The sequence below is a fragment of the Cupriavidus basilensis OR16 genome (assembly GCF_000243095.1).
Lineage (GTDB): Bacteria > Pseudomonadota > Gammaproteobacteria > Burkholderiales > Burkholderiaceae > Cupriavidus > Cupriavidus basilensis_D.
Map to the genome: position 1 here is coordinate 34226 of NZ_AHJE01000086.1, position 22831 is coordinate 57056.

Annotated in this window: 22 protein-coding genes and 5 pseudogenes; 23 read left to right on the plus strand and 4 right to left on the minus strand. The window is 62.8% G+C overall.

Annotated features, from left to right (window positions below):
• Window positions 1-10: 10 nt before the first annotated feature.
• The 11 genes and pseudogenes from OR16_RS27970 to OR16_RS48445 form a co-directional block, all read left to right on the plus strand.
• Window positions 11-589, plus strand: coding sequence for a 4'-phosphopantetheinyl transferase family protein (locus OR16_RS27970; RefSeq protein WP_006161756.1), 579 nt, complete (start codon window positions 11-13; stop codon window positions 587-589).
• 625 nt (window positions 590-1214) lie between these two features.
• Window positions 1215-2177: a chromate resistance protein ChrB domain-containing protein gene (locus OR16_RS27975; protein WP_006161757.1), complete on the plus strand. Its 963-nt coding sequence runs from the start codon at window positions 1215-1217 to the stop codon at window positions 2175-2177.
• Between the two features lie 30 nt (window positions 2178-2207).
• Window positions 2208-3410 carry a chromate transporter gene (locus tag OR16_RS27980; RefSeq protein ID WP_423739691.1) on the plus strand — a complete coding sequence of 401 codons (1203 nt, stop codon included), beginning with the start codon at window positions 2208-2210 and terminating at the stop codon, window positions 3408-3410.
• Window positions 3411-3433: 23 nt separating this feature from the next.
• Window positions 3434-4354: a Fe-Mn family superoxide dismutase gene (locus tag OR16_RS27985; RefSeq protein WP_043421448.1), complete on the plus strand. Its 921-nt coding sequence runs from the start codon at window positions 3434-3436 to the stop codon at window positions 4352-4354.
• Window positions 4351-4809, plus strand: a complete 459-nt coding sequence (locus tag OR16_RS27990) for a chromate resistance protein ChrB domain-containing protein (protein WP_006161762.1) — start codon at window positions 4351-4353, stop codon at window positions 4807-4809. The genes OR16_RS27985 and OR16_RS27990 overlap by 4 nt, the downstream gene beginning before the upstream one ends.
• 32 nt (window positions 4810-4841) lie before the next feature.
• Window positions 4842-5468, plus strand: a complete 627-nt coding sequence (locus OR16_RS27995) for a hypothetical protein (RefSeq protein ID WP_043421421.1) — start codon at window positions 4842-4844, stop codon at window positions 5466-5468.
• 21 nt (window positions 5469-5489) lie between these two features.
• The gene (locus OR16_RS28000; RefSeq protein WP_006161766.1) at window positions 5490-5720 is read left to right on the plus strand and encodes a hypothetical protein; all 231 of its coding nucleotides are present in this window, start codon (window positions 5490-5492) and stop codon (window positions 5718-5720) included.
• Window positions 5721-5736: 16 nt separating this feature from the next.
• A complete protein-coding gene (locus OR16_RS28005; RefSeq protein WP_043421424.1) occupies window positions 5737-6060 on the plus strand; it encodes a hypothetical protein in 324 nt (107 codons plus the stop codon).
• Window positions 6061-6201: 141 nt separating this feature from the next.
• On the plus strand, window positions 6202-7458 hold the full coding sequence (locus OR16_RS28010; protein WP_043421450.1) for an MFS transporter: 1257 nt from the start codon (window positions 6202-6204) through the stop codon (window positions 7456-7458).
• Window positions 7459-7619: 161 nt separating this feature from the next.
• A pseudogene (locus OR16_RS46470) lies at window positions 7620-7736 on the plus strand (DUF1259 domain-containing protein); the annotation flags it as partial.
• A gap of 315 nt (window positions 7737-8051) precedes the next feature.
• A pseudogene (locus OR16_RS48445) lies at window positions 8052-8327 on the plus strand (LysR family transcriptional regulator); the annotation flags it as partial.
• A 23-nt stretch (window positions 8328-8350) separates the two neighbouring features.
• On the opposite strand, the gene OR16_RS28015 reads toward OR16_RS48445, so the two are convergent.
• Together OR16_RS28015 and OR16_RS28020 are read right to left on the minus strand one after the other, a co-directional pair.
• A complete protein-coding gene (locus OR16_RS28015; protein WP_006161771.1) occupies window positions 8351-8791 on the minus strand; it encodes a flavodoxin family protein in 441 nt (146 codons plus the stop codon).
• A gap of 17 nt (window positions 8792-8808) precedes the next feature.
• Entirely contained in the window at window positions 8809-10005 is a 1197-nt protein-coding gene (locus OR16_RS28020; RefSeq protein WP_006161773.1) for an MFS transporter, read from the minus strand.
• A 1033-nt stretch (window positions 10006-11038) separates the two neighbouring features.
• Here OR16_RS28020 and OR16_RS41910 point away from each other — a divergent pair.
• The 10 genes and pseudogenes from OR16_RS41910 (at window position 11039) to OR16_RS28065 (ending at window position 17531) form a co-directional block, all read left to right on the plus strand.
• Window positions 11039-11371, plus strand: coding sequence for a hypothetical protein (locus tag OR16_RS41910; protein ID WP_006161775.1), 333 nt, complete (start codon window positions 11039-11041; stop codon window positions 11369-11371).
• Between the two features lie 93 nt (window positions 11372-11464).
• Window positions 11465-11725, plus strand: a pseudogene (locus OR16_RS41915) (DDE-type integrase/transposase/recombinase); the annotation flags it as partial.
• Between the two features lie 188 nt (window positions 11726-11913).
• The gene (locus OR16_RS48450) at window positions 11914-12135 is read left to right on the plus strand and encodes a hypothetical protein (RefSeq protein WP_423739692.1); all 222 of its coding nucleotides are present in this window, start codon (window positions 11914-11916) and stop codon (window positions 12133-12135) included.
• Window positions 12083-12307, plus strand: a complete 225-nt coding sequence (locus OR16_RS40080; RefSeq protein ID WP_006161782.1) for a helix-turn-helix domain-containing protein — start codon at window positions 12083-12085, stop codon at window positions 12305-12307. Before OR16_RS48450 ends, OR16_RS40080 begins: the two co-directional genes overlap by 53 nt.
• A gap of 208 nt (window positions 12308-12515) precedes the next feature.
• Entirely contained in the window at window positions 12516-13358 is an 843-nt protein-coding gene (locus OR16_RS28040) for a sensor histidine kinase (RefSeq protein ID WP_043421433.1), read from the plus strand.
• Window positions 13359-13360: 2 nt separating this feature from the next.
• A complete protein-coding gene (locus OR16_RS28045; protein ID WP_006161786.1) occupies window positions 13361-14005 on the plus strand; it encodes a response regulator in 645 nt (214 codons plus the stop codon).
• Between the two features lie 261 nt (window positions 14006-14266).
• Window positions 14267-15628, plus strand: coding sequence for a hypothetical protein (locus OR16_RS28050; RefSeq protein ID WP_043421435.1), 1362 nt, complete (start codon window positions 14267-14269; stop codon window positions 15626-15628).
• 257 nt (window positions 15629-15885) lie between these two features.
• Window positions 15886-16950, plus strand: coding sequence for a hypothetical protein (locus OR16_RS28055; RefSeq protein WP_006161789.1), 1065 nt, complete (start codon window positions 15886-15888; stop codon window positions 16948-16950).
• A 60-nt stretch (window positions 16951-17010) separates the two neighbouring features.
• Complete coding sequence (locus OR16_RS28060) at window positions 17011-17274, plus strand: hypothetical protein (RefSeq protein ID WP_006161791.1); 264 nt, start codon at window positions 17011-17013, stop codon at window positions 17272-17274.
• Between the two features lie 41 nt (window positions 17275-17315).
• On the plus strand, window positions 17316-17531 hold the full coding sequence (locus tag OR16_RS28065) for a hypothetical protein (protein ID WP_006161793.1): 216 nt from the start codon (window positions 17316-17318) through the stop codon (window positions 17529-17531).
• Window positions 17532-18573: 1042 nt separating this feature from the next.
• Here OR16_RS28065 and OR16_RS46480 read toward each other — a convergent pair.
• A complete protein-coding gene (locus OR16_RS46480; RefSeq protein ID WP_043421437.1) occupies window positions 18574-18813 on the minus strand; it encodes a hypothetical protein in 240 nt (79 codons plus the stop codon).
• Between the two features lie 401 nt (window positions 18814-19214).
• On the opposite strand from OR16_RS46480, the pseudogene OR16_RS48455 reads away from it, so the two are divergent.
• Both OR16_RS48455 and OR16_RS48460 read left to right on the plus strand, forming a co-directional pair.
• A pseudogene (locus OR16_RS48455) lies at window positions 19215-20222 on the plus strand (SNF2-related protein); the annotation flags it as partial.
• A 107-nt stretch (window positions 20223-20329) separates the two neighbouring features.
• Window positions 20330-20557 (plus strand): annotated as a pseudogene (locus OR16_RS48460) (helicase-related protein); the annotation flags it as partial.
• Between the two features lie 74 nt (window positions 20558-20631).
• Here OR16_RS48460 and OR16_RS28085 read toward each other — a convergent pair.
• Window positions 20632-22608, minus strand: a complete 1977-nt coding sequence (locus OR16_RS28085; RefSeq protein ID WP_006161795.1) for an amidohydrolase — start codon at window positions 22606-22608, stop codon at window positions 20632-20634.
• Window positions 22609-22831 lie beyond the last annotated feature (223 nt).

Below are 22831 nucleotides of genomic sequence, written 5' to 3' on the forward strand. Positions count from 1 at the left end.
TAGACACGAAATGAATCGCAATGACTTCATTGCCCGGCGGAGCCTTCTGCGCTGGCTGATCGGCGGCTATCTGACCTGCAAACCCGAATCCCTGCGCTTTAGTGTTACGCCGTTCGGCAAGCCCGCCTTGCAGTGGCCGCACGCTGGAAGGCTCGCATTCAGTGTTTCCCACACTCACGGGATGACGCTGCTCGCTTTCGCATGGGATTGCCGCGTCGGCGTGGACGTGGAGCGGCGGATCGACGGCGTAGACGTTGCGGGCATTGGACGCGGGATATTCTCTCCGATCGAGGAGGAGGTGCTTGACGCGACACGACCCGATTCGGCTGCAACCCTGCTCAGTATCTGGACCCGAAAGGAAGCGCTGCTGAAGGCGCTCGGCATGGGTCTCTCCGGCGAGCCGAACGCCTATACGACGGAAGACGACTTGCTACGCGGCGAGGGCCGCTGGTGTGCTTCGCATAACGGCACAACCATTTCCGGCTGGACGTGTCTTGACCTTGCCCTCGGGCCGGAAGTCCGCGGAGCGCTAGCCGTGTCGCTTGAAGACGCAAGCGTCGCCATGCGCCGTTGCTCGTTATCGACCTAGGCAAATAGCTGACCACAGCTTTGCCTTCCGAAGCCAGGCAGCACTGCTGATTTCCACTGGGGATTGGCGGGCCCGCCGCAATCACTTCTATGGCCACCTCAAACTGCCGCAGGATACCAAGGTATTCCTGGAGCCCGTGCTTGCACACTTGGACGAGGGGCTTGCTGCCAGGTTACGCGACGCCGCCCTGCGTGGGGAACTGAGAATCGATAGTGCGATCCACATTGACGCGCTTGTGGCGAAGAAGCCGGAGGCGCCGGTTGACGCCCTGCGGTGCGCGCTCTTCGAGTGGCACCCCGGTGGCCAATTGCCGGAAATCCTGCTGGAGATCGACCCGGGCGGAAGGGGCCTGCGACCGAGTTCGCCTCCCTCGCGTGCCCTTTGCAGTCTCTCTCGGTCACCCCGTCTAGTGCCTAGAAGGCCTCTTTTTCCGGCTCGAGCGCCCATCGGCTACATCGTGTCTGGCGTCCCGCCAAACTTTCCACGCGCTTCCCTGCTGGCTTGGCCTGCGACGCCAAGCCGATTAGGTATCGATCCAGGAGACGGGATTCCCCGCCTCGCTCCAGATTTTGTAATGATCTCTACATCATTGAAACCCACGCTAAGGCCCACTATGCTGCCTTCCATGACCCCATCCCAAGACTCCTGGATCCTGCTGATTGTCAGCCTTCCCACATCGGGCGCGACCGCACGCATGCGGATTTGGCGCACCCTCAAGGCGTTAGGCGGAGCCGCCTTGCGCGACGGAGCCTATCTGCTGCCTGCCCGCGCAGAACAGGTGGAGCAGTTCCGCGAGCTGGCCGATGAGACGCTGCAGCAGGACGGCCAAGCCTGGCTGTTGACGGTGCATCCCCATCAGGATGACGACGCCGCCGCATATCGCGCACTGTTTGACCGAGCGAGCGAATACGCCGAACTCCTTGCATCCGTCTCGGAAGCCCGCCAGACCCTTTCCGGGCTAAGTGAGGCCGAACTCAACCGCTTGCTGCGACGGCTCGGACGCATTTATGAAGCGATTCGCAAGGTCGACTTCTTTCCCAACGAGGCGTCCTTGCGTGCTGAAGCGCAGTGGCGAGACTTCACCGGCGCCATTGAAACGATCCTGTCGCCGGGAGAGCCGCATCCTGCTGCCGGCGCCATCGCGCGGCGCGACCCCACGCAATACCAGGGGCGGCTTTGGGCAACCCGCCGCCATCTTTGGGTCGACCGGGTGGCGTGCGCTTGGCTGATCCAGCGCTTCATCGACCCCCACGCCCGTTTTCTGTGGCTCGAATCCCCCAGTGACTGCCCCACCGACGCGTTGGGCTTCGATTTCGACGACGCGACATTCACCCATGTTGGCGAGAAGGTTTCCTTCGAGGTGCTGCTTGCGAGCTTTGGCCTGGACGCGAATCCGGGATTGCAGCGCCTGGCGGGGATGGTCCACGCGCTGGATGTCGGCGGCCCGACCGTCCCCGAAGCGAGCGGGTTCGAGGCGATTCTGGCCGGCGCCCGCGAGCGGTTAGCCGACGACGATGCGCTGCTGGCCGAAATTGGCTTGGTGCTGGATTCCCTGCATGCCCACTTTTTGAATAACCGGAAGCGCTAACCGTCACCGACTCCATCTCAAGGAAGATCAATGAGCAACCTGCAACAAACGGATATGCCTCACGCGCCGGCGGCCGAACGGCCAGGCTATACGCTCTGGCAACTTGTGCTCTATATGTTGCGCCTGGGTACGCTGGGTTTCGGAGGCCCCGTAGCCCTCGCCGGCTACATGCACCGGGACCTTGTGGATGCGCGTAAATGGATTACCGACGCCGATTACAAGGAAGGCCTGGCGCTGGCGCAGTTGGCTCCCGGTCCGCTGGCCGCGCAGCTCGCCATCTATCTCGGCTATGTGCACTATCGTCTCGTTGGAGCGACCTTGGTTGGCATTGCATTCGTCATTCCGTCGTTCCTGATGGTGGTGGCGCTGGGGTGGGCCTACGTCCGGTTTGGCGGGCTGACCTGGATGCAGTCAGTGTTCTACGGGGTTGGTGCGGCGGTCATCGGGATCATTGCGATCAGCGCCTACAAGCTCACGAACAAGAGCGTGGGCAAGGACAAGCTGCTGTGGGTGATCTACCTGGTGCTGGCAACGGTGACCGTGGTCACCGAATCCGAGATCGCCTGGCTGTTCCTGGCGGCCGGCATCGTGGTGTGGTTCTGGCGCGCGCCACCGAAGTGGCTGCGACAAGGCGGCCTCAATGCCATCGCAGCGACGCAAGTGTCCACGGTGAGCGGGATCGTCAGTACCGTGGACTGGCCGCTGCTGACGCAGATCGGCGTGTTCTTTGCCAAAGCCGGCGCCTTCGTCTTCGGTTCCGGGCTTGCCATCGTGCCGTTCCTGTACGGCGGCGTCGTGACCGAACACCATTGGTTGAACGACAAGCAGTTTGTCGACGCAGTGGCTGTGGCCATGATTACGCCCGGCCCCGTGGTGATCACGGTCGGCTTCATCGGCTATCTGGTCGCAGGCCTGCCGGGCGCCTCGGTGGCGGCGCTGGGCACCTTCCTGCCGTGCTACCTGTTCACCGTCATCCCGGCACCGTACTTCAAGAAGTACGGTAAGCGCCCCGGCATCATCGCCTTCGTCGATGGCGTGACGGCGGCGGCTGTCGGGGCCATCACGGGCGCCGTGATCGTCCTGGCCAAACGCTCAATTATCGATCTGCCCACTGTCTTGCTTGCGCTTGTCACGGTCGCGTTGCTCTGGAAATTCAAGAAGTTGCCTGAGCCAGTCATCGTCGTCGGCGCCGCACTAATCGGCCTGGTCGCCTATCCATTCCTCCACGCATGAGCCACACGAACAAGGAATCCATCATGACCTATCAAATGAAGCCGCTGGGCGTCGATCCAGGCAAGCTCACTGGCCTCTCGGAAAAACTGATCGTCAGCCATTACGAGAACAACTACACCGGCGCCGTGAAACGTCTGAACGCCATTCGCGGCCAACTCGCCGAACTGGATTGGGGCACGGCGCAGGGCTTTCTGATCAATGGGCTCAAGCGCGAAGAGCTGGTCGCGGCGAACTCTGCTGTCCTGCACGAGCTGTACTTCGATGCGCTCGGCGGTGATGGGGTGCTGCCCTCATGCGGGCTCTCGGTGGCGTTGACGCGCGACTTCGGCTCCGTCGAGCAATGGCGATCCGAGTTCACCGCGCTGGCCAAGGCGATGGGCGGTGGTTCCGGCTGGGCGATCCTGGCATGGTCCGCGCGCGAGGGGCGGCTCGCAAACCACTGGGCCGCAGACCACACGCACCTGCTCGCCGGCGCAACTCCGGTGCTTGCCCTGGATATGTACGAACACGCGTACCACATGGACTTCGGCGCGAAGGCGGCGGCCTATGTCGATGCCTTCATGCAAAACATCCGCTGGGATGCCGTCTACCGGCGCTATGGCGCAGCCGTGGCAGGCGACGCCGTGCCGCTCGGCGTGGGCATCAGCGCCCTAGATGTTGGCGCGCCGCATGTCATCGACGTGCGACGCGCGGAAGACTTTGCCGTCGCTCCGGACATGGTGGCCGGTGCCACTTGGCATGACCCGGCGACCGTCGATCAGTGGAGCGACAAGATCGATGCCACGCAGCCGCTCTTCGTGTACTGCATGAAGGGGCTGGACATCGGCCGCTCCACGGCGCTGTGGCTGCGCGGGCGTGGTTTCGATGTTCGCTACCTCAGCGGGGGTATTGATGCCTGGCGGGCAGCAGGCAAGCCGCTTCAGCCCAAGGAGGTGGTGTCATGAAATGGATCACTCGCGAACGCCCGAAGATCGACCGCATAGCTTGCCCTTGGCTGATCGCCCGTTTCATCGACAAGGAACCAGAGTTTCTGTACGTGCCAAGCGGCGACGTGATGAAAGTCGCAGGCCAGACCGGCGCCGTTCCCTATGATATCCCCGGCGTCGAGCTATCGCATGTCGGCGAACTGTGCAGCTTCGACGCGTTTCTGGACAAGTACCATCTGACCGATCCCGCCTTGCAACAACTCGCGGGCATTGTGCGGGGGGCGGACACGTCAAAGCTGGATCTCACGCCGCAATCCGGAGGGCTTTACGCGATCTCGCTTGGCCTTTCGCAAGTGTTCACCGACGATCACGAGATGCTCCGCCACGGCATGGTGATGTACGACGCCTTGTATGCCTGGTGCCAGCATTGCCAGGCAGAAATGCATCGATGGCCGCCGAAGATGCCTGCGTAAATTCTCTTGCGTTGTCGCCCGGGAGGTACCCCGTGAAACCGATCCTGCTCTTGGTATGGATGCTGCTGACAGCCATTCCGGCAACTGGAGAAGCGCTTATGTTCAACCAGGACAAACAAGGTGCATTGCCGACGGGATGGGTGGCCGGTGTCACCGGCCGCGGCACGCCGAAATGGACCGTCGAGACAGACCCGACCGCGCAGGCCGGCGCCAACGTGCTCAAGCAATCGGGCTCCGGAGATTTCCCCTGGTGCGTGAAGGAAGACGTCTCCATCGCCGATGGCTTCGTGGAGGCGAAGTTCAAGCCCGTTTCCGGCCGCGAAGACCAGGCTGGTGGCGTTGTCTGGCGCTGGAAGGACGGCGATAACTACTATGTCGCGCGGGCAAACGCACTTGAGAACAACGTCTCGCTGTACTACACGACGGGGGGCCGCCGACATACGATCCAGTACCAGGAAGCCCCTGTCGCCGCCCGGGTCTGGCATACGCTGCGGGTGGACTTCGTGGGCAACCACATCCAGGTGGCGCTGGACGGCAAGCGCTATATCGATGTGGCGGACGATCACATCAGCGGCGTCGGCAGGGTCGGCGTATGGACCAAGGCGGACAGCGTGACCGTGTTCGATACCGTCTCATTCGGAAACGCCAGCACGAAGTAGCAACAAGGAAGAGAAAAACCAATGATCACATCAGAACAAGCGCGGGACAGCGCCGCCAATCCGGAATGGCAGACGATGCACGGCCGAATCCAGAAGGGGCACTGGAGGTTGCGTGCCAACGACCTGTGCATGACCTATTCGACCGGCAAGGAAAACGCCGAGGAGTGCTACCAGGTCTGGCGCAGTCAAAAACTGATTGAGTACCGGCGAGATGACGTCACCATCGCCGAGGGTGAATTAGTGAACAAATGAACTCGCGGAGCATGTCATGGCAATTCACACGCGGCAGTTCGCCGCAGCCGTTCTAGCTGTTTCGTTGGGTCTCACGCTAGCTGGTTGCGGGAAGAATCCATTCGGTGAGCGCAGTCACCAGGCCATGGATATTGCGCAAGTACCTGCTCCGGTCAAAGCGGTAATCGAGAAGCATGCGCAGGGCCGTACGGTCGGCGAGATCGAGAAGCAGACAGCAAACGGCAAGATCCGCTATGAGGTTACGCTCGGCACCGGCAGCGAGAAACAAACCGTTCTCATTGGCGAAGATGGCACACAACTCGCCACCCGTGCCGACGATGATGATGACGAAGATGATTGACGCAAATTGGCCAGCGGAAAACGGTTCAAACTGCCAATCGGGAGACCCCCGTGCAACTTATTGCTCGAGAACCCACCTGAATTGACCGGATCCACTTCAGTACGGCCGGCCATGCCGCATCACATAGACGGCACCTTCGCGATGCACACCCTTAAAGACCCAGTTGCACCCAACAGCCGAGGCTGGCTTGCGCGCCAAGTGTTGCCGGCAGGCGTCCACGCAGGCGCCTTGCCGCTTCTCGTCGGCCGCGCGTTACGCGGCTTCTGTGACGGGTTCATCGCCGTCCTGCTGCCAGCGTACTTGCTGGCGCTCGGCTTCGCGCAACTGGCCGTGGGGTTGATCAGCAGTGCAACCCTGATCGGCTCTGCACTGGCGACGATACTGGTAGGCATCCTCGGCCATCGCTACCCGCAGCGTCGCCTGCTGGTGTTGGCGGCAGCATTGATGGTCGCAACCGGCATCGGCTTCGCCGGACTGTCCTCCCTATGGCCACTGTTGCTCGTCGCATTTGTCGGCACGCTCAACCCGAGTTCCGGAGACGTCAGTGTCTTCCTGCCGCTGGAGCAGGCTCGTCTCGCCGACTCGTCCACCTCTGATGCTCGCACTGCGCTATTCGCCCGCTATAGCCTGACTGGCGCCTTCTCCGCCGCCATCGGCGCGCTGGCGGCAGCGCTGCCGGGCTGGCTTGCCTCGCAGTTGGGGATATCGTTCCTCAGCGCCATGCGCGCGATGTTCATGGTCTATGCATTGACGGGCGTCGCACTCTGGTTCCTCTATGCGCGCATCCCCGAGCCACACCCGCACGCGGCTTCGGTGCGGGTACCGCTTGGCCCGTCTCGCCGAATCGTTACCCGCCTTGCACTGCTATTTAGCGTCGACGCCTTTGCCGGCGGGCTGGTGGTGAACTCGCTGCTGGCACTGTGGTTGATGCAGCGCTTCGGTCTTTCCCTTGGCGCCGCTGGCCAGTTCTTCTTCTGGGCGGGGCTGCTCACGGCAGGCTCCCAACTCGTTGCCGTGCCGCTGTCCCGCAAGTTCGGCTTGTTGAACACGATGGTGTTTACCCATATTCCATCCAGCCTCTGCCTGATCGCGGCCGCATTCTCCCCCTCCCTGGTGGCAGCCCTGGGCTTGTTGCTCGTGCGCAGCGCGCTGTCCCAGATGGACGTACCGACCCGGACTGCCTATGTGATGGCCGTGGTCACGCCGCCGGAGCGACCGGCTGCCGCTAGCCTGACCGCAGTGCCCAGAAGCCTGGCTTCCGCACTCGGCCCGACCCTAGCGGGCGCGCTGTTGGCCATGGGCTGGCTCGGCGCACCGCTGGTCGCCTGCGGCCTGCTCAAAATTACCTATGACCTGGCGCTCCTGGGCGCCTTTCGACGTATCAAACCGGTCGATTGACCGGAAGTCGACTTTGATCCGTACATGGCATGAGCACCTACAACCCAAGCCGCTTGAGCATTGCCCCGACACACGCACTGCGGCCGGCCTGTTCATCCAGCCCACCCAGAACTCCGACCCAACCTTGGACTATCACCGAAAAGGAGCCTCAAATGCTACTCATGACCCAAGAACAACCGCACTACCTCTTTCTTCACTACTGGGGTAAGGGAAGGGCAGTGGATCTGGCGGAAGCGGTAAAGAGAGCATTGAATGCCCAATCCAGCCTCCGCAAATAGCGCAGCACGGTGGCTGCGGATCTCCACTAGTTGTATAAGAGAACGAAAATGAATACGGAATGGCGTACACCTCGTCACAAGCCTGCGATGGCGCGTGCCGGTCGCCAGTAATGGCGTGTTTCTCGTCAGGACAGTCCGGTCTATTCCTGTCTCTAAGACGGGTCGGGCGGGGCGGGGCGGGATTAATTGGTAAGTCATTGATTTCTTTGGGGGCGAAGTCTAACGAATTCCGGTTCCTCACACTTATGCTGGCCTAGTTAGTGTTGACGCTTGACTTCTTTTCGGAGGGGTATTTGAGATACCGCCCGTACCCCGCCGAGGAATCCTCGCGATCGTGCGTCGCACAATTGCCTCGGTTTCACTGGCTTTGCGTCGTACCCGGAATGGCGTCTATCGAAGGGAGAGTGCAGGGAGACTATCGTTACGAAGGGAACATTGGCAGCCAACGATAGGGAAACACTGCTCGCCGCGGCGCGAGCGGGCGCGGGTATCCTGGGCGCAGACGACTGGCTGATGAGTCGAGACAATGTCGCGGGTAGACTTGTCCGCATCCTGCCGGACTGGGAGCTCAATGCACAGGGAGGCGTCTAGCCAGAACGCGACTGGGCTCGACGTCAGAAAACACCAAGCGCAAGACCGGCCGCCAATCCAGCGCCGAGTTCGGCACAGAGCGCGAGGTCCTGCGCGCCGATCTCCTTGTGTGCCAGAATGCGGTCCGGCGTCTGTGCATGGGTGCAGACGATAAGGCCTGGCGCCACGCACTTGAGGCGCCAACCGGTGGCGATACGTTCGACCTGACGCAGCGCGTTCTGCCCGTCGCTGCCAGCACAGATCATGGTGGCGTACGGGCGGCCGTTCACACGGTCAAGTGCCGCGTAGTAGCAGCGATCGAAGAAGTCCTTCATTAGCCCGGACATCGCAGCCAGGTTCTCCGGCGTCGCGAACAGATAGCCGTCGGCTGCCAGCACGTCGTCCGGACCGGTGTCGGCCGCTCGCTGCAACTTGACTGCGACGCCAGACTGCATACGCGCCGCGCCAGCTGCCGCCTCGGCCATCTGCTCTGTTCCTCCGGTCATCGTGTGGTAGATGATAAGGCAACGTGCAGCGCATGCGAAATCGCAATGCCGCTGGCGCGCACCCGCGCAGGAAGCGCTTCAAGCACAAGCAGGGTGACTACACCGGCGCCGAGCGCCACCAGTGCACTGATGAGCCCGACGCCAATCAGGATAGGTAGTGCGCTTTTCGCATGGGTGATCATGAGAAAGACCGGATACACCAGAAGCGCCGTGCATCCCGAAGTGAAGAGGACGAGTGGTTTGCGGCGAGGCCGACGGTCTGTGATGAGGCCGGAAAGCGGCGGAATGGCTACCATCAACAGCGCAGACAACGCGGATACCAGATATCCGGTGACGGCAGGCATGTGCATCACGCGAGTCACATAGCTCGGCATGTAGTAGACGATGGCGTACACCGGTATGGTCTGTCCCATCATCATCAACATCGCCAGCAGGATCGTCCTGCCATGCTCGCGAGACAGTTCGGCGAGGGGCGCGCGGGAACTACTGCCGGTCGTGGCGGGGATCGGGTTCTCGCGGAGTCGACGCCTGACGTAAAGGCCGACTGGCAAGATCAGCAGGCCGATCAGGAACGGAATGCGCCAGCCCCACGAAGCAAGGGCGGCCGGTGGCAATGCCTGGCTGAGCAGCACGCCGAGGGATGCGCCGAGTAACGCGGCCGCGCCCTGGCTGGCGACCTGCCAACTGACCAGATAGCCGCGACGTGAAACAGGCCCCGCTTCCATGACGAAGGTCGCGGCAGTGCCAATGTCGCCGCCAAGAGCAAGACCTTGCAGCGATCGAGCGGCGACGATTATGATCGGCGCACTTACGCCGATCGTGGCGAACGACGGGCAAAGGCCGATCGCCGCCGTCCCGAGGCCCATCATCCAGGTTGTCCTCGTCATCGCTGCACGGCGTCCCACGCGGTCCGCGTAAGCGCCGATCATAATCGCGCCAAGAGGACGCATAAAAAAGCCGACGCCGAATGTGCCGACTGCCAGCAATAACGAAGTCAGCGGATCACTCGATGGGAAGAACTGGTCTCCGATCATCACCGCGAAGAATCCGAAAACGGTGAAATCGAACATCTCGAGGCCAGTGACGAGCGATGTTGCGACAACGATCTTGAGAAGCTCGCCGCGATCTTCCTGATTGCCGGCAGGCCGGACGCATGTCCCGGTCGGAGGCGTGCAGATTCTTTGTATGGTCATCAATAATGGCGTATGAGCTTCAAGTTGGAGACGCAGTGCTCACTGCAACGGCACATGGCAACATATCACGCGTGCCCATTGGCTACTCGCTTGCGCACGCGTAGTTCCCATCTCCAGTGCGCGCCCGCGAACACCACGGTCAGCGGCCGGTTCTTTTACTGGTACATGATGAAGAGCATCTACAGCAGCCTGAAATACGTCACCCCAAACAGCGGCATCAGGGCACAGCCACCAGCGCTGCTGGCGCGGCGCACGGCGCTGTATCAGGCCGCGCGAGCCCGGAACCCGCAGCGTTGGGCTGTGGGCATCCGCAACTGGCAGCTAGCCGATGCCGTGTACCTGAACGCGAGGCGTTGCGTGGGCTCACATGCCTATCGAACTGAGCCGGCACACCTCACTCTGCCGATTGCGACTACACTGGACCAGTCATTGGCAGGCGCGCCGCCAGATTGGAGCACGCTGCCAAGTCCACGGCAAACTATATGAACTTGTTTCCTGACCCAGGACCCTACGGGAGGATCGCGCATGTACCGGGATGGCCGGCACGCCGGTGCAGGCCGCTCTGGCGATCACTTGCGGCGGCCTGGCTCGCCACAGGTGGCCTGCTGGGGACCGCGTCTCACCGCGTGTACGCCGGACAGATATGCGACGCGCCCTATATTCATGACGGCGGGCGGATTCGCTTCGAGGCGGACGGATTGACGCCGATGACGACGCTTGCCTTCTTCCGGAACGTCAGCGACCTCGAGCGCGACATATGTTCGTTCGATCTGGATATCTACTCCAAGTCCGCCCTCCGGCGCTTGATGGGGCCACCCGTCGAGACAGTGCAGCGTCACCGGCTCATGATTGACGAGCGCTCTGGACAACCGATCGTACGCAGTCTGAACGCACGTGTACAGGCCTACGGCCTGTACACTGATCTGGTCGGGGAAATGAGTACCAACTCGAACGGACTGCTGCTGTACCCACCGACGCTGGTCGAGGGCCAGGTACTCCCCGCGGAAACCAGGTACTCCCCGCGGAAACGTTTGTGTCCCGCTACGACTTTCGTATCGTGGATCGCCGCACCGGCACCAAGGTCTCCGATTTCGTCGGCTCCAATGTCCGCCTGACCTTGTCCGAGCGGATAGTGGGGCCACTGCAGCGTTTGAAACTTGCCACCGGCACACTTCTCTGCTGGCCCATTCGATACAGCAAGTTCGTTGATCCTGGCAGCTTTCGGCTGGTCGATACGGATATCGAACTGGAGCCGACCGTGCTCGACATGACCGACTGGTATTGTCCCGCCCGGCGATTCGTCATGCGTCAGGAAGTCCGCTACAGGAATATGCAGCAAGTGGTCGATGTCGTGGAAATTGAATAGGACGGACGCCGGAGAATTCCGGCATTGGAACACCTGCATCGGCGACACATGTCGCACCACTAGATTTGACTTTATCTTTGGCCCGATATCCTCAACCTAGCAGTGCTGCACGACCTCAACGCCGACCGTGAGACACCCATCGTCATCCGCCAGGTCAAATACCTGAACAAAATCGTCGAGCAGGACCATTCGGCTACCAAGCGCGTCGTCCGACCGATGCTTGGCTTCAAAGCCTTTCGCTGCGCGCGCATCCTGTTGGCCGGCATTGAACTCATGCATATGATTGCCAAGGGCCAGATGAAGTGCCCCGATGGAAGCAATCCGTCCGCTGCAGAGCCGTTCTATTCCTTGGCCGGCGGTGGTCTTCCCGGCTGGGGCGTGCGCGCAACGATAGCATTCTTCATCGTGCCACCCGATGGGCCACTATCTGCCAGAATTGGCGGCTTTATTCCCCTCCCTGGCGCCATATGCAGGCACAACACATTTCCTCAGCCACGCTGACGCAGCGCGAACGAGAAGTCCTGGCCCTGGTCGCATCCGGCATGAGTTGCCGCGCCGTTGCCGCCGAATTACAGATCAGCGTGCTGACCGCCCGCAAGCATCGCAGCAACTTGCTCGGCAAGACGGGCCTGCGCAATGCGGCGCAGCTTGCCGCCTACGCGGTGGCGCACGGCTTTCGTCGATCTCGCGCGGCCCATCGGAGCGGCAGGGATGGCCCATCCGGATCGCGTGCCACCGCTTGCGCTGACGCAGCGCGAGTGTGACATCGCACAACGGGTAGCCGCGGGGCACACCAGCAAGCAGATCGCCAGGGAGCTCGGTCTGAGCAACCTGACCGTACGCAAGCATCGGGAGAACCTGTACCGGAAACTCGGGGTTGGCAATGCGGCCGGCGTGGCGATTTATTGCCTGCGTCATGGCCTGCTGGCGCCATGAGCGAATGCTTGAATCCGTGCTAACGGAGATACGGCATTGGCAGTATTGCAAGGTGCGTGCGCGCGGCGGGATGATGCTGCGCAGGCTTTGCTTTGTAGGCTGGAAAGCTAGAGCTGGCGCGGCATTCAGGGAACTCTAAGTCAATTGAATAATATTTAAAAGAGATTTTCGCGTGCACGGGCGTTAGTCGGTTTTATTAGGGGTGGGCATGCTGCAAAACAAGAATGCCGGGTCGGTGCCCTGGGGCAGGGACGGGCTTGTCCCAGAGCGCAGGCCCGCATACCAGGCCAATCGTCCAGCGCGCGGGCGGCGGCGCCGCGAGCAACAACAGGCCATCCTCGATGCCAGCCTTCTGGCCCGGGAATGCGAGCGGCAGCGCATCGCCTGCTGCCTGCACGACGAGGTGGGCCAGGTGCTTGCCCTGGCGCTACTGCGGCTGGGCCAGTTCGAGCGGCTGGCGTGCCCGCCGCAGGCGCGTGCGCTGATCGACGAGACGCGTGAGCTGGTGGCGGACGCCGCCGGCAACATCCGCTCGGCGACGTTCGACCTCGGGCTTGGCCTGCTGGCGCAGGGGCCGCTCGACGACGCGCTGCGTAGCCTGGCGCATCGTGTACGGGCCGGATCGAGCGGCGCACCCTGCCTGCTGCTGGATCTGCGCGGCCCGCAGGTGCTGCTTGAGCAAGCCGCCACCGCAGTGTTGCTGCGCGTGGTGAACGAACTGCTTGCCAACGTCCGGAAGCACAGCGGTGCGGCCCAGGTGTGGGTGCGTACGGCCTGTGGCCGCGGTCATGTGACGGTCAGTGTGGAGGACAACGGCCGTGGCTTCGATGCCGGCGCCGTTTCCAGCCAGGGCGGCGCTGCTGGCGGCTTTGGCCTGCCCAGCAGCACGGCGCAGCTTCGCGCGCTGGGCGCGCGCCTCGAAGTGTGCTCCGCGCCGGGCAGCGGCACTCGCATGCGTATCGTGATGCCCATAGGCCACGGGCGGGGGGCTGGCGCCGATGCCGACGGCTCGCCGCATCGCGACGGGAGCGACGCCATGTGGCGAGGTTAGAGATGCCGACCACGCGCGTTTTGCTGGCGGATGATCACACGCTCTTCCGGGAGGGGATAGCCGCCTTGCTTGAGCGGGAAGCCGACATCACCGTCATCGGGCAAGCCGGCGATGGCATTGAAGCTTTGCGAATGGCTCAGGCCTTGCTCCCCGACGTGATCACACTCGATCTCGGCATGCCAGTACTCAACGGCGTCGACGCGCTCTGCCGCATCGTGCCGGCCGTGCCCTCGGCGCGCGTCCTGTGCCTCTCGGCGCATGGCGAGCAGCGCATGATCGCCTCTGCGCTGGATGCCGGCGCGCTCGGCTATCTGCTCAAGGACTGCGCCTACGACGAGCTCGGCAAGGCCATCCGCACGGTGGCGGGCGGACGCTCATATCTCAGTCCGGAAGTGGCCACCGCCATGGTCGCCAGCCTGCGCTCGGCGCGGCACCACGGCGTGGCGGCGCCGAGCGCGCAACTGAGCGCGCGCGAGAGGCAGATCCTGCAGTTGCTGGTGGAGGGGCACTCCACCCGGGAGATCGCCGAACGGCTGCACATCAGCGCCAAGACGGTAGGTACCCATCGGGAGCACATCATGGCCAAGCTCCAGGTCAAGGGCATTGCCCAGTTGACGCGCTACGCCATTCGCGAAGGCCTGTTCTAGGCGTTGCGCCGCCGACGGCGGCATGCGTCGCCCCCGCGCGAGCCGCGCCTGTGCCTCCGCCGGTTCGGGCTGCTGACGAGCGAATCAGTTTTCCTGAAGGTGCAAATCAGTCCGCGACACGGTTCGCCGGCGCCCGCGATGGGCGACCATGCATTCCAGACGAGCGGTGCATGCGCGATGGCAACAAGGCACGGCGCGTCGGCGGACGACGGGGTTGATGCCGGCGCCGTCCTTTCTCGACAAACGATCTGGAGCTGAAAAATGGCAAACGTCGATACGGTGGGTCTGTGGAAACAGTGGATGGGCGCCCTGCAGGCGACCGCCTTCCCCAATGGCATGTCCGCCCAGCAGCAGTTCAGCGCTGGCTCTACCACCCTGAACGTGGACCTTGGCAACGCCGACCCCGGCATCATCAACGCCTACGTGTATGGCATTGGCGACGTCGTGCCTGCCAACAGCCCGGCATACGCACCCGCGGGCGGGCTGCTGGCGACGTACGCAACCTTCCTCGATTGGGTGGACCTTGGCGCCATGGTCAACCCGAACCTCGCCAGCCAGGTCAACCAGGCCGCTGCCGCGCTCAATACCGCCCAGACGGCATTCAACAACGTCCAGGTGGCGGCCTACACGGCTTATGGTGCCTACAAGAACGTCAATCCCACGCCGCCTGCGTTCCAGACCTGGGTGCAGCAGAGCTATCCGTCATACCTGAGCGCCAACAATGCACTGATCGGCGCTGCCAGCGCCTATGACGAAATCATGATCCAGGCCTATGGGGCCGGCTATAGCGTCGTGCAGCAGGCCCGCGCGAAGGTGGGCATCAACGGCGCGCAGAGCATGTCGCTGCAGAACCCGTACAACATGCCGGTCAAGATAGGCAGCGTCGCGCCCGCGGGCAGCCAGCCGGTGGTGATCGGCGGCACCAATCCGGTGCCGGCGAACAACCTAATCTCGGCCTTTGCGCCGTCCTACGCCCTGCAGGCGTTCAGCGCCAAGTATGCCGAGTGGCAGCAGGCCAGCGTCGCCGGCAAGAATAACGCCGGCGCGTCGATCTCGGTGACCTCCGCTTCGAAGACCTATGACTTCGACGAGTTTGGCTGGAGCACCTCGGTGGACGCCAGCCTGTTCGGCGACTTCTTCTCCTTCTTCGGCAGCGGTTCGGCCAGCGGCCAGAAGACCAGCGTCAATACCACCAGCACGGACTTCAGCCTGACCGTGGACTTTACCGGCTTCGGCACCTTTCCGGTCAGCCCTGGGCTGTGGTGGGACAACGGCGCGCTGGTGTCGACCTACCATCAGCGGCTCAAGCCTGGCGCGCCGGCTTTCTTCGGCGACAGCGGAGCGCTGGCGCGGATCCCGACGCAGATCGTGGTGGGGTTCCAGCCGACGGTGACGCTGAAGATGGCGGCCAGCGACTACAGCAACGTCAAGAACAGCTGGCAGGCGCAGGCGACCGCGTCGATCGGCATCGGGCCCTTCCGCCTCGGCTCGGCCACGGTGTCGACCTACGGCATCAAGCAGGACATCAAGTGGGACGACGCATCGGCCACGGTCACCATCGGCCCGGTCAGCAGCACCCTGCCGATCCTGCTTGGGGTCGTAAGCCAGAAGCTGGGCGCCTGACGCCACTCGCAGTGGCAGTCCCTCGCTCGCTCATGCGAGGGGCTGCACCGCGTTCCTGCCCATCCAGCCCAACCTGTCCATCCTGCCGGGAGGTCTCGCCGTGCTATCCGACCGCGCGCTCTGGCGCTTGTATGCCGCGGCGATTGCCAGCCATGTGGGCGTGGCTGGCAGCGACGTGTTCTCGGTCGCCGGGGTTGCCACCTTCAGCGGCCTGGGCAGCGCGGATGCACAGGTGGGCAATTGGTGCACCTACCAGCTTGGCGACGGTATTCCCGCTGCCGCCGGTGCGTACGCGCCGCGCAGTCGCCGCGGCGCAGCCCGGCTTGTTGCAGGCGGCTGCCGGGGCGAGCGGCCTGCAATCCGACCTGGCGCGCTACCGGCAGGCCGTGCTGGCATGGCGGCCCGGACCTGCCACGCCTACGGGCGTCAACTTCGCGGCCAATGTCGCAACCGACGCGATGGCGGGTGGCGCGACCGCGGCTGCGCTGGACGCACATCAGGCGCTGCTAGTCTGGCTGGGCGGACGCATGCCGGCGCTCACGGCGGCCTTGAATCGCTGCCTGCAGGCAGCGCAACAGGAGGCGTCGGACCTGAACATGGCAGCCAGCCTCTATGCGGCGGGAACCGTATTCCGTTGCCCGCAATACGCGATCGACGGCTGGCTTACGGGGCTGGCCGCATGGCGCGCGTCGCCGGCCGGCGGCGCCACGGCCTGGTCCGTGTCCGTGCCGCTGCAAGGGCTGGCTCCGCCAGCCGGGGCCGCACCCGCCGCCTTGCCGGGCGCGGGGCCGCCGGATCCGACGGATGCAGGCAACTGGCCTTCTTTCCTGGACCTGCACGCGTCCGGGGGCACGGTAGCGGCGGACGCACTCAACGCCGCTTCGCCATCGACGACGGTCGACGGCGCGGCGGATGGCCTGCTCGACGAGGTCAATGGGTTGACATTGTCGCTGGGTGGAATCGGCGTCTTCGCGCTGTCCCCGGGCAACTGGTTCGACGCCGGCCTGCTGGGTGGCGGCCAGGCCGCGCTGCCTGCCGGCGCGCCCGATTTCTTTAGCGCTGCCGGTGCGCTTGCCTTGCTGCCAACGGGTGCGGTCATCGGCTACCAGCCGCGCGTTACTCTGCGTGCCGGCAGCCCGCAGCAGGCTCAGGCGCTCGCCACCGCGCTGACGCGGGTCGGTCCGTTTGCCATACAGGGCGTGGTCCAGGATGTGCCCGGCGTCATGGCATGCCGGGGTTGCAACGGCACCGAAGTCTCATTCGATGCCAGCGGCTCGGATGTCCCGGTCTTGCTGGGCGTAATCAGCAAGCCGGTTTCGTAGCGCTAGCGGGGACACGCCCGCCAGCGCATCCATTGCAGTAGCGTTTCAAGGAGAGCAACCATGATGGACGACTGGAAAGTCAGCGCGTATCGCGACCCCACGAACGGCCTTGGCGTCTGGGTGTACTACGAGAATCCGGCCTTTCCGGATATCCACATGAGTCGTTGCGTCGACGATGCCACGCGCGACCATATGGCGACGAACGATCGCACCGCGTATTACTTCGGCAATAACCGGCCGCCCACTTTCAACAACGCCACAGTGCCGGAACATACCCGCATCGCGCTGCAGGCCGCCTGGCGCGACTATTACACAGTGATGTGAGGTCTGCCATTCCACGCGTTGCATCCTTCAAGGAGCCAGCCATGGCCAAGTATTGCCAGGAAAAATTCACCGAAGCCACCACCGGAACAGAGGTCAAAGTCTGCTGGCGGCAAGACAAGCATGTTCACGATGCCACTCTCATCACAACGATCGAGCTCTGGCTCCAGGCCCAGCGGGGAGGGCAATGGGGGGTACGCACCGGCAGCTACGAGTCCAACCTGTCGTCCTGCGCGGTGAACGCAGTCAGTTTTGACTAGTGCGCGAATCAGGGCGGGGGCCGGTACCCCCGCCGATAGGGCTCACGCGACGGCATCAGTTTCGTCGCCTCGCCATGCGCAGAGCCGCGCCATGAAAACCTGCGAAAGGCGGCCATCTCCAAGAATGTTGGCTCAGCGTCCTCTGTACTTGGGGGTGTGTCGCCAAAAGCACGAGGCCGCAAGTTAGGACTCGTGCCAGTGGGTAACTTCTCTGTAGTGCACCGTTTTCAACACGAACTGTATTTCCCTGAGAAAATCCCCCCAATGGGAACGCGACGTTGACACAGTGACAAGACAAGCTTTCGGCAAAACGTGGTGGGGCGAGCAGTGGCTCAATGCTCTGACCCACATCGACTATGACAACCGCTTGCCGCGCGGAAGAACCTACGCCAACAAGGGCGCGGTCAAGGATCTGGTCGTCAGGGATGGAACCATTCACGCCCTGGTACAAGGCTCCCGGCGGCGCCCCTACGAGGTGACGATCGCCGTGCCGCCACTTTCCACGAAGGATTCGACACGGCTTCTGGATGACATCGCGACCGATCCTGCCTTGATCGCCAGGATGCTCAATCGGGAACTGGATCCGACGGTTCTGGATCGAGCCCGCAAACTTGGTATTTCTGTCTTTCCCGAGCGCTGGAAGGATCTAGACATGCATTGCTCCTGCCCGGATTGGGCCGTGCCTTGCAAACACCTGGCGGCTGCGATTTACCTGCTGAGCCGCGAGATCGATGGCAATCTGTTTTTGGTGTTTGCACTGCGTGGCGTCGATCTGGCGCAAGCCTTGAAGTCGCGCGATATCCATCTGGAACCGGGAGCCGGGGCTGTCCTGCCAACCTTGGCCGAACTGCTGCCGACGGCGGCAGACATGGCGGTCGATGCGGGAGATCTTGCCGCGCTTGATCAGATTGATCTGTCCGCGATTCCGGATGTGAGCGCTCCGCTCCTGCACGTGCTGCCTGCGCACCCCACATTTTTCACTAACGGAGACTTTCGCGAGACCATGCAGCGTGTCCTGCTACGGGTGGGCAAGGCGGCGCGACTAGCCATGGACATCGGCGCTGTCAACGCTGGGGGCCTCACGCTTGCGGCGGACGACCTGCCGACGATTGCGCTGGACCCGCAATTTCACGCGTCCGTGGCCGGTACGAAAGACATCACCACCGTCGATGCCTTGGAAACAGCACTGGCTCGGATCGAAGCCAGCAACCTGCCAGACCTGCAGCCTGGCGTGGCGGCCTTGTTCCACGTGCGACTGATCGCGCTGCAATTGCTCGCACAATTGCTGGCGGTATCCATACCTGGCTGTCCCGATTCCATCTGGCGCACCGCGAATACGCACCGGTGCTGTGCCTCGAGGAAGCAAAGGCTGGGAGTTTCGGGCTGTCACTTGCGGTCGAGGATCGTTCGGCAGCACCGAACAAGCCAGTACCACTTGCCTCGATTCTCACCGACCAGGGCTGGTCGAAGGCGCGTTTTGGCATTCTGCAGACGATCGCGCTCCTGGCCGAGGGCTTCCCACCGATCAATACCTACATCCGTGCCGGCGCAAAGACACCTATCCAGATTGCCGCGGATGCGCTGCCGGGCTTGCTGTTCGACACCTTGCCCGTGGTCCGCTTGCTGGGGATTCGCGCGCTGTTGCCGAAAGCGCTCGAGCGGTTGCTACGTCCCCGCTTGTCCATGCAGATCAAGGGCAGCGTGGCCGTTGGTGACCATCTGCTGACCCGCGCCGAATTCGAGCGATTGGTCAAGGACGCCACGGGCGTCATACGTTTCAAGGGAATGTACGTCTATCTGGATCCGCACGAGGTCGAGCGCCTGCGCGCGCAGATGGCCAATCCATCTACGCCTGCCGGCGCTGAGTTGCTGCGTGTCGCGCTAGCGGGGGAATTCGCCGGGACGGCTGTCGGTCTGGATGGCAAGGCCAGGAAAATCATCCAGGACCTGCTGCAAGCGGGCACGGTGCCTCTGCCGCGCGGTATTGACGCTACCCTGCGCCCATACCAGCAGCGGGGCTATGCCTGGCTTTATCGGAATGCGCGAGTTGGCCTTGGCAGCGTGATTGCGGACGACATGGGTCTGGGCAAGACACTGCAGGTCATTACGACCCTGCAAAAGCTCAAGGAAGATGGCGCACTTGACGACGCCAAGGCCCTGGTCATCATGCCAACCAGCTTGTTGACCACTGCCCTGCGTACCTTGGCATGGCGCGTCGTGGTGGTAGATGAGGCTCAGAATATCAAGAACCCGGCTGCCGCCCAAACCAAGGCCGTGAAGGCGGTCCCCGCCGCTAGCGTGATTGCCATGAGCGGCACGCCGGTGGAGAACCGCCTGTCCGAGTACTGGAGCATCCTGGATTTCGCTAACCGAGGTTATCTGGGAAGCCTCAGCCAATTCGTGAGGGAGTATGCGACGCCGATTCAAATCCAGCGCGATCAGCACGTCGTCCAGCGCTTCAAGCGGGTGACGGCTCCCTTCCTGTTGCGACGCCTGAAATCCGACAAGGCCATCATCAGCGACCTGCCAGACAAGAGCGAGCAGGATCAGTTCTGCACGCTGACCAAGGTGCAGACGGCTCTGTATGAATCGGTGGTGCAGGAAGGGTTGCGAACCGTCGCGGGGGAATCCGACACCTTCAAGCGCCAAGGCCTGGTGCTGCAGATGATGCTGGCATTGAAGCAGATCTGCAATCATCCCGCGCTATATCTGAAGGAGGGCAGATCGATGCAGCGGCGTCTGGCAAGGCCGAGCGATTCTTTGAGCTCATTGAAGATATCCATGCCAGCCATGAGAAGGTGCTGGTATTCACCCAGTTCCGCGAGATGGGCGACTTGCTATGCCGTTGGGTACAACAGCGCTATGGCCGAGATCCGCTATTTCTCCACGGCGGTGTCCCGCGAGCCAGGCGGGATGCGATGGTCGAGCGGTTCCAGAGCGACCGGACCGACCGGGTGTTTATCCTGTCGATCAAGGCCGGCGGGACCGGGCTGAACCTGACCGCGGCCTCCAATGTCATCCATTACGACCTCTGGTGGAATCCTGCCGTCGAAGCGCAGGCCACGGACCGGGCCTATCGCATTGGCCAGCAGCGCAACGTTCAGGTCCACCGCTTCATCACGCGCGCGACGTTTGAAGAACGTATCAACGACATGCTTCGCGCCAAGCGGGAGCTGGCCGACCTGGTGATCGGTACTGGCGAACAGTGGATCGGCAATCTCAGTGGGGACGACCTCAAGACACTGTTCAGCTTGGCGGAACCTTGAACGCGCATCGCTTGCGTGCTTGTCGGGGTCATCGCAAAAGCCTTTGAATGGCATGGCCTTTTCGATGCAATCCGCCAGAATTCGCACAAAAAAGTACGATGACCCCGGGCAGCAGGGGTCAGGAGTACGGGCCGGGCCATGCCTTTCACCGTGAGTAAATGGTCTTCCCTCCCACGATGGTCTCGAGCACTTGGATATCCTTGATCCGTGCGGGGTCGTCCAGCGGGCTGGCTGACAGGATGGCGAAGTCCGCGAGCGGTGACCGCGCGCAGCGCCAGGGTCGGACTGATGCGCTCCGCCGCTCCGATAACCTTGCCGCTACTCGAAATCCGGTTGACCGCAGACCACATCAGGCGCAGCGGATCCATCGGCACCACGGGTGTGTCGGTGTGGATGGTGAATCGCAGACCCAGCTTGCGCGCGGATTCAGCCGGGCTGATGCGCATGGTGCGCTGAGGCCCGAGGAAGACGTCGCGGTGCCGGTCGCCCCAGTAGTAGGTATGCAGGACAAAGAAGGACGGGATAACGCCCAGCGCCTTCATCCTGGCGAGTTGGTCATCGCGTGCTGTCTGCGCGTGCACGATGATGTGGCGCGCATCGGCACGGGGGAAGGCCTTCTGCGCTTCGCTGAAAGCGAACAGGATGTCGTCGATGGCGGCATCGCCGTTGCCGTGGATGGCAATCTGCCGGCCGGCCTTGTGTTGTTCGAGCACCAGAGCAGCAAGCTGGTCGCGCGGCATGGTGGGGTAGCCGCGATAAGTGTGGTCCTTTCCAGGCGCGTGCACGTGGTATGGCTCGCTCAGGTAGCCGGTATAGCCCTGGATCGAGCCGTCATCGAAAATTTTGGTTGCACCGATCCTGAGCAATTGCGGATCCGGTGGGTGGAACTCGAGCTTGCCGTCGATCAGCGCCTTGGCGACAGGAGCGGTGGGCCAGAGTACCAGGCGGATCCGCAGTTGCCCCTGCGCCGCCGCTTCTTGCAGCATGCCCAGCAGTTTGGGATCCCCGAGGGCGCCGTCTTGCGCTGTCGTCACGCCTTTGGCCGTGTAGATTTCGGTGGCCTTGCGGATCGCCTCGAGATTCTTCTCACGGCTCAGCGTCGGTATCCTGGCCGCCACTGCTGCCAGTGCGGTGGTCTCCTCCAGTACGCCATTCAGTTCGCCTGTGGCGGCGTCGCGCCGAAATTCTCCGCCCTGCGGATTCGGGGTGTTCCTTGTGATCTGCGCTAGTTCCAGGGCCTTGCTGTTGGCAACGGCGAAGTGACCCGATACGTGGCGAATGAAGATCGGATGATCGGTGGATACCCGGTCCAGGTCGGCTCGGGTCGGGTGCCGTTTCTCCGTGACCAGAGTGTCGTCATAGCCGTAGCCAAGAATCCATTCTCCCTTGGGCGTGCTTTCGGCCTTGCGCTTCAGGCGCGCGACGATCTCGTCGATGTTCTTGACGGTGCCGACGGGAGCACTGCTCAAATCGACCGAGAACGCCTCTGCGGCGCCGGTCGCCAGGAAATGACTGTGCGCGTCGACGAAGCCGGGAATCAGCGTTTTCCCTTGGAGGTCGACCACCCTGGTGCCCGGCCCGGCCAGTGCCTCGATGTCGCCCCTGTGTCCTACCGCCTGGACACGGCCGTCACGTACGGCGACCGCTTCCGCGGTGCTGTCGCCGGCGTCCACCGTCAGCACCTTGCCGTTGATATAGATCGTGTCTGCGGTCGTGGCCGCATTCTCCACGGCAGCGCAAATTGACGTGCCCGCGACGCTGCCCGCCGCAAGTGTCAATGTCAGGGCAAATCTGATGGATCGCATCATCATTGTCGCTCTCATATTCCGGTTTCTCCTCCCTTGTATTTGTCTTTGTACTTGTACTTGTCCCTGGTTCTGCCTGCGGTACCCTCCCGGGATCAGGCGGAGCAAGCCAGCCTAACTTAAGAGCGGCAAGCGCTCATAGATCCAGAAGACGGGGATCCTTGGTGCCAGCCGCCACGTGGGTGAACCTGGAAGCGACAGCGATGGGTTGCTAGCGAGTGGTCGGCTC